Consider the following 12,973-nt stretch of genomic DNA (forward strand, 5'->3'; position numbering starts at 1 on the left):
CGTGACCGTCATCGTCTGGATCGTCGAGGGCACCTGGCCGGCCTGTGTGGACGCCGCCCGCCGCCACGTCCCCGAGGACGCCGAGATCGTCCTCCTGCACGTCACCGGCCCCGACGTCCCGGCCGCCGCCCACGGTGCCTACGCCGGACTGCTCGGCCGCGGCCACGGCCGGGGGCACCGCGCCGCCGAAGGCTGGGGGAGCGACCCCGGCACCCGCCTGGAAGACCTGGCCGCCACCTCCGCCGACGCGCTCCTGCGCACCGCCGCCGCCCGCCTCGCCCGCCCCTGCGCCCGCCAGGAACGCCCCGGCCGCCCCGAACGCGCGGTGGTCGCCGCCGCCGACGGCGCCGACCTGCTGATCCTCGCCCGCGACGGCGACCGCCGCCACCTCGGCCCGCACAGCCTCTCGCCCGCCAGCCGCTTCGTGGTCGACCACGCCCCCTGCCCGGTCCTGCTGGTCTGGCCCGAATCGGCCCCCGACATCGGCACGATGCCGCCCCCACCACCCCACGCCCCGGCCTGAGGGACCCGCGGCGCGGCCGGACCGCCGAGCGTCTCCGGATTCGCGAGATCCGATTCCCGCTCCGATTCCGACCGGTATCTCTTCGCTTTCCGTCGCAGTCGCCGTCGCAGTCCTTGCCGCAGCAGCTGCCGCAGTCCCTGTCGCAATCCCCGTTCCGATTCATCCTGCCCCGCCCTCGCCCGAAATTCCTGCGAATCGTGCAGCGCTTTGTACTTGCTCACTCCTCAACGGAATGCCGGAAACCCGAATTTACCCACCAAGGAGTGAATTTCGGGATGCGGAATCGTTTCGCCTGGTGATGCTCTCCGGGTGTTGACCAACGCATGGTGGCGCCGTGTCGCCACCACAACAGCCCTGATCCTCGCCGCGGTTCTGCCGAACGCGTCGACGACCGCGATAGCCGCCCCGGATCCGTACGCCACCCCCGCCTCTGCGCTGCGGCCCGCGGGGACCGCATTCGACGCCGCGCCGCTGAAACTCCCCGAGCCGCCGCCGGTGGGCGAGGTGCGCACCGAACTCGCCGAACTACACGTCGCGCCGCCGCATTCGATGGAGGGGTACAGTCGCGCGAAATTCCCGCACTGGATCAAGCAGTACGGGGAATGCGACACCCGCGAGGTCGTCCTCGCCCGGGACGGCGAAGACGTCAAGCAGGACGAGAAGTGCCGGGCCATCTCCGGGAGATGGACCAGCGAATACGACGGAAAGGAATTCACCGAGGCCAGGCAGCTCGACATCGACCACGTTGTCCCGCTGGCCAACGCCTGGCGTTCCGGCGCCGACGAGTGGGACAACGACCCCTCCAAACCCAGGAATTTCGAGCGCCGGAAGTTCGCCAACGACCTCGTCCACTCCCAGCTGATCGCGGTGTCGGCCGCCTCGAACCGGTCGAAGGGCGACCAGTCCCCGGACCAGTGGGCCCCGCCGCTGAAGACCTACTGGTGCACCTACGCCCGCGCCTGGACCGACGTCAAACACCTCTACCACCTCAACATCACCGCGCCCGAGAAGGTCAAACTCACCGAGATGCTGGACACCTGCGAACCGTGACCACCTCCGACCCCGACGCACTCACCGACCGGGTCACCGCCGGTCCCGGTGGCGCGATGACGGTTCAGGTCGGTGTCATCACCGGCGACCTGACCGTCACCACCACCGACCGGGGCGACGGCACGGCCCAGGTCGTCATCCACTACACCGGAGCCGAGGACCGCTACGACCTCGAAGGGGGCCCGGTCCGGATCCCACCCGGTGGCGTGGACGTGCTCCACCGGGCCGTGCTCGAAGCGGTACGCGCCGGTGGTGCCGCCCAGATGCCGGGGACCGCCCCACGCCCCTGACGCTCCCCCGTGTCATCCACCGCACTCGTAACTTCCGTTGTTCCTGCGTGAGTTGTTGCTGCAGTGGTGTCACTTGACCCAAGTGGCCTCGGTGGGCCGCCGGCCGCTGGGAGATCGACGGCGTCGACAGCCGCGGGGTCGGTTCGACCTGCGGTACGACGCCGGACATCCACACCGAGATCCACGCCTTCAGGAAGTGGGTGAACGGCGTCCGGGGCTGACCCGGCCCGAGCGGGCGCGGTGACCGGCGGGGGTTCGGTCGAACGGCCGGGCCCCCGCGCCCCGTTCGGCCCCGGAGTGGCGCGGCGTCGGCACGCGCGTCGCCCGATCCTCAGGGATACCACCGACCACTGACAGCGACCCCTGCTTCGCACCCGCGAACCACACCGGGCGTTCGGGGGACGTGTGCCCTGCCGGAGGGCACTCCTCGACGTACCGACACGAGAAGCGCCTTGCGGCGGGCGGGAGTTCGACGGCCTGCGCTATGCCGTGAAGCGGCGGACGTACCGCTTCTGCCAGGGGGTTTCCACGGCGTGCCGGTCGTAGTTCCGGCGGACGAACTCCACCGCCTCGTCGGCCGGGACGCCGTCGAGTACGGCGAGGCAGGCCAGCGCCGTACCGGTCCGACCGCGCCCGCCGCCGCAGGCGAACTCGACGCGTTCCCCCGCCGCCCGTTCCCACGCCTCGCGGAGCACGTGCTGTGCCTGCGCGCGATCGCGCGGCAGTCGGAAGTCCGGCCAGAGCAACCACCCGGCCTCCCAGGGGACTTCGGGTGGCTGCTTGCCGAGGAGGTGGACGGCGTAGGAGGGCGTCGGGCCGGCGGGGAGCGGGCGGCGCAGGCCGCGTCCGCGGACCAGACGACCGGAGGGCAGTCGCAGGACCCCGGGGTCGGTGGTCTGCCAGGTCTCGATCACCCGTTCACCCTACGTCGCCCGGAGGCGCGCCGCGGGGGAAACCGCGGGAGCAGGGCGAACGCCCTTTCCGTGGCGCGAAATCCGAAAAGGCGTTGCAGGGGGAGTCGGATTCGCAACTGGAAAGGCAACGGCAACCGCAATCGTGCCAATAACCGACTGTAGCGTTGGTGGATGGGTTCTGTGACGATGTACCGTCCCGGGAACACGAGGTGGCCCTGGCAAGGCTCGGAACCGGTGCCAGGGCCACTCATTCGCATCCCACTCGATCGAGGAGGACAGATGCCCCCTGACCGAACGCCTCACTGGCGCCCGAGGGCAGCCCAGTTGAAGCGCTACGAAGCTAACATCCCTCGCGGGGGCCCGGTTGAAACCGGGGGCCGGCGTGACTTCCCGGTCAACGACCGGGCGGGCACCCGGTCCGCGGCCCGGTTCGGCGTCCGGTGCGACGTCCAACTCACCGCGCCGTTCGGTGCGTTCCTCGCGATCCCGTATCTGGGGAACGTCCTGGTGCAGGGTGTCGACACCCGCTGGGCGTCCGCCGTGGCGCTGGCCGGACTGATCGCCGTCTGCCGTTCCCGTCTCCGCCACCAGCGCCGACGCGCCGGCTGACCCGGTGCGGCGCGCAGCCGCCCGGTCCCGGTGAGACGCGCTCGGACGGTGGTCCGAGACCTGGGCCCGCCGTGGCGCCGGAGGTCCTTCCGGCGTCACGGCGGGCCGCCCGGCACGGTGCCGGGGTCGCGACGCGGCGCCCGACGGCCCTCGGGTCGCGACTCCGATGCCCGCCGGCAAACCGCAAATCGCCCATTTCTGCGGCGAGTTCACGGTGGAACATCCCCCAGAAGGATTACAGCTGATGACTCCTAAGGATCCTGGATCGGTCCCCTGCGCGAGGGCCGGCTGCCCCAACACGGTGGAGAGCGGATCCGGCCCGGGGCGGCGTCGGAAGTACTGCAGCGACGCCTGCGGCCGAGCCGCCCGCAAGATCCGCAGCTCGCGGCGGACACCGGAGGCCAGGTCGCACGACGAGGACGCCCTTCAGGTCGCCAACGACATGGCCTGCCGGATCGCGGTGCTGCGGACCCAGATACGCGACGGCGACGCCCTCGCCGGGCTCCGGCAGGTCGTCGAGCTCACCAGCGACCTCGACCACGTCACCGCCGCCGTGGTGCAACAGGCCCGCGACCGCGGCCACAAGGGGCCGGCGATCGCCGAGGCCCTGCGCGTCACCGTGGACAAGGTCGGGCGGTCGTACACGGCGGAGCGCATCGTCCGGAAGATGACCAAGCGCCGCGAGCGGCGTGCGGCCACCCTCGCCGCCATCCCGGCGGCGCTGCAGGCCGGCCGGGCCGAGCCGCCGCCCTGCCAGGCCCGCCCGGAGCAGTTGACCGCCCCGCCCCGCCCGGAGCCGCCGTCCGCCGTCCGCGCGGACGGCGAGCGCCGTCGGGCCGGCACCGTCCGCACCTCGCCGCAGCGCGGCCCGTACCCGGAGGGCGAGGGCGGCGGCGAAGGCGGGGGGAGAGGCGGCGACGGGGGTGCGGCCGGTGGCACGGTCGCGCCGGGCGGCGGACCGCCGGGCCAGGACTCCGGAACCGCGCTCGCCTCGGCGCTGTCCCACCTCCAGCGGGCCAGTGACAAGACCCTCCGGGCCCTGGCCGACGAGGCGCGGGTGAGTGCCTCGTACATCTCGCGGATCCTCTCCGGCGAGCGCAGCCCCTCCTGGAAGGTCACCCGCCGGCTGGTGCACGCCTGCGGCGGCGACCCGGAGACCGTCCGCCCGCTGTGGGACGCCGCGCACGGACGGCGCCCGGCGCGCGCCGGGAGTCTGCACGCGGCGCTGCGCGGGCTCTATCTCTCCGCGGCCTGCCCGGATCCCACCCAGATCTGCCGCTCCAGCGGGCACGCCCTGAACGAGCGGGAGGTCGCCGGCCTGCTGCACGGCTCCCTCGTCCCGGACTGGGAGACCGTCGGCACGGTCGTCGGCGTCCTGCACGGCCGCCCGGACGACATCCGTCCGCTCTGGGACCACGCCCGACTCGCCCAACTCGCCCGCCGTACCTGCGGGTTGGTGTCCGAGCGCCGCACGCCGCGCGCCGAGGCGTTCGGATGACGCCGCCCCCCTCCGGCGCGCCGGCCCCCTCCCGTGCGTCGGCCCCGGCGAGCCGGCGGTCCGCGGTCCCCGCCGCCCCGCCGGCGGTCACCCTGCCGCCCGCCTTCGAAGCCTTCTACGCCCTGCACTGCGGGCGCTACCTCGACTACGCCCTGGCCCACGCGGCGGAACCGGCCGCCTCCCGGATCCTGGGCGAGGCCATGGGTGAAGTCGCCATCCGCTGGGCCGACATCGTCCGCCGGCCCAACCCGGCCGCCTGCGCCTGGACCCTGGTGAGCACCCGCATACGGCAGCGCGGCGGGGGCCCGGACCCCACCCTGGAGGAGGGCGCGTTACGTCACCGTGCGCAGCCGGCGCTCCGTCATCACGTCCTGGAATACGACGCGTTCGTCCTGCACGAGGTGCTCGGCTACTCGGTGGAGGACGCCGCGGAGGCGATGGGGGAGGAGGTCAGTCGGGTCCGCTACGCCCTGACGACGGGGTGCCGTCGAGGGCGGTCGGGGGCGGTGCGGCGCCCGCCCGGGAGCCGCGTACCGGGACCGGCTCGCAATACCCCGCAGGAGTGACCCGCGCTGTTCGAGTGGTCGTCGGCGTCCGGACGCCAGATCTCCCACGGCTTCCCGCGGGCTGGGGGAACGTATGTGCAATGTCTGCCCCCGGATCACCCGTTACGGGGTCCGCTGCGGGCCGTTCTGTAGGGCACCTGTGCCCATCGACCGCCTCGGAGAGAGCGGGGCGGGCCGGCGCCCGTGTCCGGGCGCGGTCCGGTTCCGTTCGAATTCCTCTCCGGTGGCCCGTCCGGGCGCGGCGCGCGGTTGACACCGCGGGAGCCGGGACGGCGCGCCCTGCGGGCCCGGCCGGCCCGGCCGCGAGCACCAGCCGATGACCGTGGAAGGGGAACAAGAGCGATGCGCAGTACGCGAGTTGGGGGATACGGACGGGTACGGAAGGAGAAACCCGCGGCGGTGGCCGGCGGGGCGACGGACGGGGAGGAGCTCCGGTACGTCGACCGGACCGGCAGCCGGGAGCGGGCCGCGCGGCAGATCCGCCTGGTGGACATGGCGCGCCGACTGCCGCAACTGGTGCGGCGGTCGGTCGCCCTGGCCTGGCGCACCGACCGCACGGCGGCCCTGGGACTGCTGGTCTGCCAGGCGGCCTCGGGGGCGTTGCAGGCGCTCGGACTGCTGGCGGTCAGCGGGACGATCACGGCGCTGCTGACCGGCGGGGACATCTACGGCCGGCTGCTCGGGGCCTGGCCGTCGGTGGTCCTGCTGGCGGTCGCCGCCGGGGTGCGGGCGGCGCTCGGCATCGTGGTGGTCTGGCTGTCGTCCAGGCTGGGGCCGCAGATGTCCCGGGAGGCCGAACTCCGGCTGCTCCAGGCGGTGACCGAGGTCGAGCTGACGGCCTATGACGCGCCCGGCTTCACCCACCGCAAGGAGGCCGCCGACCGCGGCGCCGAGATCGCCCAGGACCTGGTGGGGGAGGGGCAGGACCTGATCGCCTCGCTCGCCTCGCTGGCGGCCGGCGCGGGTGTGCTGACGGCGCTGCACCCGGCGCTGTTGCCGCTGTTGGCGCTGGCCAGCCTGCCCCAGGCGGTGGCCCAGGTCGGTGCGGCCCGGGTGCGGTACCTGGCCCGGCTGCGGGCCGGTGGCGACTACCGGCTGCTGTCGATCCTGCGCTGGCACGTCTGCGACCGGTACGCCGCCGACCAGGTACGGGCCGGCACCATGGCCGACTTCCTGATCGGGCGCTACCGCCAGATCACCGATCGGATCAACCGCGCCGACCGGCGCGCGGCCGACACCGGGGCACGGATGTCCGCGGCGGGCGCGGTCTGCGGCGGGCTGGCCTCCACGGCGGTCTGGGCGGCGGTGGTGTGGCTGCTGGCCACCGGCGGGATGACCGTCGGGCACGCCGGCACCGCGGTGTTCGCGCTCCAGACGGTCGGCACGGCGCTGCGCGGCCTGGTCGCCGGGGGCGCCCGCATCATGCGCACCGGGCTCTACATGGACGACTGGTCGGAGTTCCTGGCGGAGGCCGGCGGCTTCCGGATGCGCCGCGGCGACGTCGTGCCCGCCGCCCCGCAGGAGATCCGCGTCCAGGATCTCGTCTTCCGGTACGAGGAGGCGGCCCAGGACGCGCTGCGCGGTGTCTCGTTCAGCCTGCGGCGCGGTGAGGTCATCGCCCTGGTCGGCTACAACGGCAGCGGCAAGACCACCCTGGCCAAGCTGCTGAGCGGGCTGTACCTGCCGACCACCGGCACGGTCACCTGGGACGGCGTGCCCACCGGCGACCTCGACCCGCAGGCGATGTGGGCGCAGGTCGCCCTGGTGCCCCAGGACTACGCCCGTTGGCCGCTGACCGCCCGGGAGAACATCACCCTGGGCCGGCCCACCGAGGGCGGCGACGCCGACGTCCGCGACGCCTGTGCGCGGTCCGGTGCCGACGAGGTGATCGCCGAACTCCGGGCCGGGCTCGACACGGTGCTGGCCCGCGACTGGCTCGGCGGACAGGAGCTGTCCGGCGGGCAGTGGCAGCGGATCGCCCTCACCCGGGCGTTCCACCGCCGGGCCGGACTGCTCGTCCTGGACGAGCCGACCTCCGCGCTGGACCCGCTCGGAGAGCACCGCATCTTCGCCGGTCTGCGGGAGAGCGCGGCGACCCGTGCGGTGGTCCTGATCACCCACCGGCTCACCAACGTGGCGGTGGCCGACCGCATCCTGGTCCTGGACAAGGGCCGGGTCGTCCAGCACGGCACCTTCCCCGAACTGGTCGCCGAACCAGGGCTGTTCCGGGACCTGTGGGCCTACCAGCACACCCGGGAGACACACCGGAACGAGGCGGGCGGGCCGATCGTCACGGAGGCCGTCCCGCTTGCTCCGGCCGTCCCGCTTGCTCCGGCCGTCCCGCTGGCTCCGGCCGATCCGGCGGACGCCCCGGCCCCGGAGGACCGGCCCGTCGTCACCGGCACCGCGGCACTGCTGGTCAACGACCGGGGCCAGTACCTCCTCCATCTCCGGGACGCCCACAAGGAGATCCACGACTCCGGCACCTGGTCGCTGCCGGGCGGCGCCCTCGAGCCGGGCGAGACCGCGCACGAGGCGCTCACCCGAGAGCTGTGCGAGGAGGCCGGGTTGGCGGTGCCCGACCTGGCGCCGTTCGTGCTGCTGCGCCGCTCGGGGCCGGACGGCGTCCTGCGCGGGCACATCCAGGTCTTCCTCGGGCACTGGAACGGTGACGCGGCCGCGCTGCCGCTCACCGAAGGGGTGATGCTGCACTGGTTCGACGCTGGGACGCTGCCCCGGCTGATGATGTGCGACTGGGCGGCGGAGGCCGTCCGTCGGCATCAGGACGAGCTGTGCGGGGCCGTCGAGGGCGCCCGCGGCTGAGGGGACGGGCCCGGACCGCCGCGCCGGCGGTCCGGGCCCGGTCCGGTGCGGGCGTCCCGGCTGACCTTTGCCCGGTCGCGAACGCGAAGCATGCAGGGCTGACTTTCGGTCAAGTATGGCCAAGGAGGCGTCGGACCCTTCCCCCTCGACGCACGTTCCGTAATAGGTTTCCTACCCACCGCAGTCGGCGGGAGTGGCCCGCCGCCGGGATCTGTCCGTCCACGGAGGAAGCGATGCCGCAGGGAACCATCGTCCTGTTCAACAAGAGCGACTGTGTGGGCATCATCGCCGACGAGCACGGCGAGCGGCTCCCGTTCTCGGGGATGGAGACGCAGACCACCGACGTCGGCCAGCAGGTCGTCTTCGATGTGCACGGCGCGAAGGCCACCAACGTGATGGCTCTGCGCTGACGGGCCGGTGGCCGCGGACGACGTCGCCCCCGGGCCGTCCGCGGCCACCACTACACCGGCGGCGGGCCCGCCGGCCGACCCCGCTGGACGAGCAGGGTTCCCAGCGGCGTCCGGCGGTGCAGCACCGCCCGGCCGGCCCGCTCCGTGGTGATCAGGCCGGCACCCCGCAGCGCCGCGGTGTGGGTCGAGACCGTGGCGTTGCTGACGCACAGCCGGCGGGCGAGCGCCCCGGTGGTGTGCTCCTCCGCCAGGACCAGCAGGATGTCCAGACGGGTCCGGCCCAGCACCGCGGCCAGTGCCTCGTCGGCGCCGCCGGCCGGGGACGGCGGCAGGGGAAGCCCCGGCCCGGCCGGATCAGTGGCCAGACGGGACGCCGGACGGCCTCGAAGGCGGCACCCCGGGCCCGGCTGAGCAGCCGCCAGGCGTCGGCGTCGCCCCGGTGCAGGCCATGGACCCAGTGCGGGGCCGGCGTCCGCTGCCCGGCGTAGACCCGCTCGATCTCGGCACGGACCACCTCGGGCCCGGTGGCCCGGACGGACTCCAGCCCCTCCGCGAGGTCGTCGTCGAACTGGTCGAGGAAGCGTGGGGCCCGCGGAACGGGGACCAGGTTCCCGAAGGGCTCGGCGGCCGTCGGCAGGGCGCGCAGCGTCCGCTGCCGCCAGCGCTCGAAGGGCGGTGCGGCGTCGCGACGGCACATCATGCCGAGCGCCACGTTCAGTTCCTGGAGCGGGGCCGGTCGGGGCGCGAAGCGGACCCGGGCGAAGTCCGCGGCCGTGAAGTGGATCCGGATCATCGCGCCCCCTGCCGTCCTTCTTCGCCCGGCAGTTGCCGCGGCGGTGAAGGCGGCGCGACCGGTGGGAGGTCGCGGGGGTGCCGCCCACCGGTCGTGGGGGTGCCGCCCTGTCGCGGCCACGGCCGTCAGGCCACCGCGCCCTCGGTCCACGCCCGGCCGAGGATGGCGTCCACCGTCTCCTCGACGGTCTGCCGGGTGGTGTCCAGCCACAGCCCGAGGTCGCGGGGCGTCTCCGCGCGCAGCAGCACGTCCAGGTCCCGCACGCTCCAGTCCGGCCCGTACGCGGTCTTGGGCCGACCCGCCTCGCGGGCCGCGACCGCCTCCGGGTCGGGCAGCAGGGCGACGACGGCGAGCGGGCGGGTCACGATGTCGGCGGCCAGCTGCGCGAGATGCTCGCCGAGGAGGATGTCCTGGACGACGACGGTGAAGCCGGCCCGGGCGTACTCGTCCGCGCAGACGGCCGTCAGCCGATGGCGCAACCGCAGTTGGGCGAGGGCTTCCTCCCCCGCGTCCGGGGTCATGCCGACCTGGCCACGGACGATGTTGCGCCGGAAGCCGTCGCCGCGCAGATGTACCGCCCGGGGCAGCCGCTCGGCGAGCGCCTGCGCCACGGTGGACTTGCCGGCGGCATGGATGCCGGTGATCACCACGACTCCGGGCGCGAGCCAGGGGCCTTGCGGGGTGATCCGGGTGGGGGCGGTGGGGGAGTCGTTCGCGGTCATGGTGCCGATTATGTCCGCCGACGCCCCGCCGTTCCGCCGAATTATCCGCGGTGGAAGCGGTGTTCGGGGTGTGCGCGCCGCCGCCCCGAATCCGTCGGCTACTCCTTCTCGTGGGGTGCCAGACCGGGGTTGCCGGGCCGTCAGCCGGTCGGGGCGGGCGACGGGTGGGCGAGTTCGCGGCGCAGGCGCATGAAGGGGCGGGGGCGGTTGAGGGCGAGCAGGGCGGTGGTGCGGCCGTCGCGTTCGTAGCGGGCGAGGAAGCTGCGGTCGTCCGGGGAGCCCTCGACGATGCGGGGCACGTCGCCGGGTCGGCGGCGGCCGGCGAACTGGATGCGGACGCCGTACTGGTCGGACCAGAAGTAGGGGAGTGCTCGGTGGGTGCGGGCGGTGCGGCCGGCGAGGAGGTTGTGGACGGCGGTGGCGGCCTGTTCGGTGGCGCTGGTCCAGTGTTCGGCGCGGGCGCCGGCCACATGGGCGACGTCGCCGGCGGCCACGATGGCGGGGATCGGGGTGACGCAGCCGGCGTCGCAGCGGACGCCGTCGCCGAGCGGCAGGCCGGATCCTTCGAGCCAGTCGGTGGCGGGGCGCACGCCGATGCCGGTGACGACGACGTCGGCGGAGAGCAGCCGGCCGTCGGCGAGCTCGACCGCCGTGACCCGGCCGTCGCCGCCCGCCCGCAGCCCCCGGACGCCGGTGCCGGTGAGCAGGGCGACACCGTGGTCGCCGTGCAGCCGGGCGCACAACTCGGCCATGGATTCCCCCAGTTGGGGGACGAGGGGCAGGGGTGCGGCCTCGACGACGGCGACCCGGTGACCGAGGGCGGCGCAGGACGCGGCGACCTCGGCGCCGATGAAGCCGCCGCCGATCACCACGACCCGGGCCGGGCCGCCGCGGGCCAGGTCGGCGCGCAGGGCCCGGGCGTCGTCGAGGGTGCGCAGGGTGTGCGAGCCGTCCGGTGCGGGGCCGGGCAGGCGGCGCGGTGCGGCGCCGGTGGCGAGCACGATGCCGTCGGTGGTGAGGGTGCGTCCGGTGTCGAGGCGGACGGCGCGGTGGCGGGTGTCGAGGGCGGTGGCGCGGGTGCCCAGGATCCACTCCGCGTCGAGTCCGGCGAGCTCTTCGGCGTCGGTGAGGGCGAGCGGCCCTTCGGCGGCCGGGTCCGCGTCGCCGTCCGCGGTGGCCGGCGCGGTGAGGAACTCCTTGGAGAGCGGCGGGCGGTCGTACGGGCGGTGCGGCTCCGCCCCGACGATCGTCAGGCGGCCGTCGTAGCCCTGGGCGCGCAGCGCCCGCGCGGCGTACAGCCCGGCCAGCGAGGCTCCGATGACGGTGACCGACTTCATGCGGCGGTGTCCTCCTCGGCCGTGCGGTGGACATAGACCATGCCGTCCTCGACCGTCACGGGGTGGGTGCGGACGGGGCGGCGGGCGGGCAGGCAGGTCGGTGCGCCGGTGCGGAGATCGAATGAAGCGGCGTGCAGCGGGCATTCGACCAGACACCCCTCCAGCCAGCCGTCCGCGAGTGAGGCGTCCTGGTGGGTGCAGGTGTCGTCGATGGCGTACAGCTCTCCGTCGGCGTTGAAGACGGCGATCGGAGGCGTGGTGTCGAGGCGAACGGACTCGCCGGCGGGCAGGTCAGCGAGGTGGCAGACGGGTATCACTGGGCCCCCCTATTACTGTTCGGTACTATCGAGTTTCGCAATCCGCACGACAGAGCGTTATGCGCAACAGAATCCAGTCGGGGGCCGGGCGCGTCAAGCGGTCCTCGGGAATGCCGGCCCGATCGGGCCGCTGGATGGTGGCAGCGAGCTGGGTGGTGACACGGACCTATGACGAAAACGGCTAAGTCGGAGGCGCGGGCGGAGAATCAGCCGGCGGGCAGGCCGGACGGGAAGCCGCGCAGGGCGGTGGCGGGAAAGCCACCCAGAGGCGCGGCGAGCGCGGTGCAGTCGGTGGACCGGGCGGTGACCGTGCTGGAGATCCTGGCCAGACTCGGCGAGGCCGGAGTGACCGAGATCGCCGACGAGCTGGGCGTGCACAAGTCGACCGCGTTCCGGCTGCTGGGCGTGCTGGAGAACCGCGGACTGGTCGCCCAGGAGCAGGAGCGCGGCAAGTACTACCTCGGCGCGGGGGTGTTGCGGCTGGCCGGGGCCGCGGCGGTGCGGCTGGACATCTCCCAGGAGGGCGCGGTGGTCTGCCGGACGCTCGCCGACGAGCTGGGCGAGACGGTCAACATCGCGGTCATGGAGAGCGACGCCGCGGTCAACATCATGCAGGCCCGCGGTCCGGCATCGGTCACCGCCCAGAACTGGCTCGGCCGCCGGACGCCGCTGCACGCCACGTCCAGTGGCAAGGCGCTGCTCGCGTACCAGCCGACGCCGGTCCAGGAGGCCGTGCTGGCACGGAAGTTGCCGCGGCTGACCGAGCGGACCGTGACCTCCCCGGTCGAGCTGCGCGATCAGCTCGCCGAGGTCGTCGAGCGGGGCTTCGCGGTCGCGGTCGAGGAACTGGAGCTGGGGCTGCGCGCGGTCGCGGCGCCGGTGCGGGCGCACGACGGCTCGGTCATCGGCGCGATCAGCGTCTCGGTGCCCGCCTACCGGTTGGACGAGGAGCGGCTGCCGGAGGTGGTCAAGCGCACCGTCGCCGCCGGTGTGGAGCTCTCCCGGCGGATGGGGTACGCCTGTTGACCGGTGCCGGGCGATGCGGGCGCGGCGCCCGTTGACCGCCTGTTGACGGCCGTCCGGAGCGGGGCCGGGGCGCGCGACCCGGCCCCGCTTTCGCG

The 12,973-nt window shown here is 74.0% G+C and carries 14 protein-coding genes; 9 read left to right on the top strand and 5 right to left on the bottom strand.

Features of this window, described 5'->3' with window-relative positions:
* Position 1 precedes the first annotated feature (1 nt).
* The 3 genes from SNOUR_RS34290 (at position 2) to SNOUR_RS34300 (ending at position 1,863) form a co-directional block, all read left to right on the top strand.
* Positions 2-523 carry a universal stress protein gene (locus SNOUR_RS34290; RefSeq protein ID WP_067354862.1) on the top strand — a complete coding sequence of 174 codons (522 nt, stop codon included), beginning with the start codon at positions 2-4 and terminating at the stop codon, positions 521-523.
* Positions 524-832: 309 nt separating this feature from the next.
* Positions 833-1,573 (top strand): GmrSD restriction endonuclease domain-containing protein, encoded by a 741-nt coding sequence (locus SNOUR_RS34295; protein ID WP_067354864.1) that lies wholly within the window; start codon positions 833-835, stop codon positions 1,571-1,573.
* Positions 1,570-1,863 (top strand): hypothetical protein, encoded by a 294-nt coding sequence (locus tag SNOUR_RS34300; protein ID WP_039638506.1) that lies wholly within the window; start codon positions 1,570-1,572, stop codon positions 1,861-1,863. Before SNOUR_RS34295 ends, SNOUR_RS34300 begins: the two co-directional genes overlap by 4 nt.
* A 482-nt stretch (positions 1,864-2,345) precedes the next feature.
* On the opposite strand, the gene SNOUR_RS34305 is transcribed toward SNOUR_RS34300, so the two are convergent.
* Positions 2,346-2,777 carry a protein-tyrosine phosphatase family protein gene (locus SNOUR_RS34305; RefSeq protein WP_067354865.1) on the bottom strand — a complete coding sequence of 144 codons (432 nt, stop codon included), beginning with the start codon at positions 2,775-2,777 and terminating at the stop codon, positions 2,346-2,348.
* Between the two features lie 279 nt (positions 2,778-3,056).
* On the opposite strand from SNOUR_RS34305, the gene SNOUR_RS44850 reads away from it, so the two are divergent.
* The 5 genes from SNOUR_RS44850 to SNOUR_RS47315 all read left to right on the top strand — a co-directional run bounded on the left by SNOUR_RS44850 (position 3,057) and on the right by SNOUR_RS47315 (position 8,683).
* Positions 3,057-3,386, top strand: coding sequence for a hypothetical protein (locus tag SNOUR_RS44850; protein WP_159425962.1), 330 nt, complete (start codon positions 3,057-3,059; stop codon positions 3,384-3,386).
* Positions 3,387-3,630: 244 nt separating this feature from the next.
* A complete protein-coding gene (locus tag SNOUR_RS34315) occupies positions 3,631-4,884 on the top strand; it encodes a helix-turn-helix domain-containing protein (RefSeq protein ID WP_159425963.1) in 1,254 nt (417 codons plus the stop codon).
* Positions 4,881-5,450 (top strand): hypothetical protein, encoded by a 570-nt coding sequence (locus SNOUR_RS34320; RefSeq protein ID WP_067354873.1) that lies wholly within the window; start codon positions 4,881-4,883, stop codon positions 5,448-5,450. Before SNOUR_RS34315 ends, SNOUR_RS34320 begins: the two co-directional genes overlap by 4 nt.
* A 342-nt stretch (positions 5,451-5,792) precedes the next feature.
* On the top strand, positions 5,793-8,273 hold the full coding sequence (locus tag SNOUR_RS34325; protein WP_312634452.1) for an ATP-binding cassette domain-containing protein: 2,481 nt from the start codon (positions 5,793-5,795) through the stop codon (positions 8,271-8,273).
* 233 nt (positions 8,274-8,506) lie between these two features.
* A complete protein-coding gene (locus SNOUR_RS47315; RefSeq protein ID WP_167390850.1) occupies positions 8,507-8,683 on the top strand; it encodes a hypothetical protein in 177 nt (58 codons plus the stop codon).
* A 50-nt stretch (positions 8,684-8,733) separates the two neighbouring features.
* Here the strand turns inward: SNOUR_RS47315 and SNOUR_RS34330 are convergent, their stop codons facing one another.
* The 4 genes from SNOUR_RS34330 to SNOUR_RS34345 form a co-directional block, all read right to left on the bottom strand.
* Positions 8,734-9,564 (bottom strand): ArsR/SmtB family transcription factor, encoded by an 831-nt coding sequence (locus SNOUR_RS34330; protein WP_312634456.1) that lies wholly within the window; start codon positions 9,562-9,564, stop codon positions 8,734-8,736.
* A 37-nt stretch (positions 9,565-9,601) separates the two neighbouring features.
* Positions 9,602-10,198 (bottom strand): AAA family ATPase, encoded by a 597-nt coding sequence (locus tag SNOUR_RS34335; RefSeq protein WP_312634459.1) that lies wholly within the window; start codon positions 10,196-10,198, stop codon positions 9,602-9,604.
* A 140-nt stretch (positions 10,199-10,338) separates the two neighbouring features.
* Positions 10,339-11,535, bottom strand: a complete 1,197-nt coding sequence (locus tag SNOUR_RS34340; protein ID WP_067354878.1) for an NAD(P)/FAD-dependent oxidoreductase — start codon at positions 11,533-11,535, stop codon at positions 10,339-10,341.
* On the bottom strand, positions 11,532-11,852 hold the full coding sequence (locus SNOUR_RS34345; protein WP_039638513.1) for a bifunctional 3-phenylpropionate/cinnamic acid dioxygenase ferredoxin subunit: 321 nt from the start codon (positions 11,850-11,852) through the stop codon (positions 11,532-11,534). Before SNOUR_RS34345 ends, SNOUR_RS34340 begins: the two co-directional genes overlap by 4 nt.
* Positions 11,853-12,134: 282 nt before the next feature.
* Here SNOUR_RS34345 and SNOUR_RS34350 point away from each other — a divergent pair, with 282 nt between their 5' ends.
* Positions 12,135-12,878, top strand: coding sequence for an IclR family transcriptional regulator (locus tag SNOUR_RS34350; RefSeq protein ID WP_067354881.1), 744 nt, complete (start codon positions 12,135-12,137; stop codon positions 12,876-12,878).
* Positions 12,879-12,973: the final 95 nt, after the last annotated feature.

Origin of the sequence: Streptomyces noursei ATCC 11455 (genome assembly GCF_001704275.1) — a bacterium.
In the GTDB taxonomy this organism is placed as follows: domain Bacteria; phylum Actinomycetota; class Actinomycetes; order Streptomycetales; family Streptomycetaceae; genus Streptomyces; species Streptomyces noursei.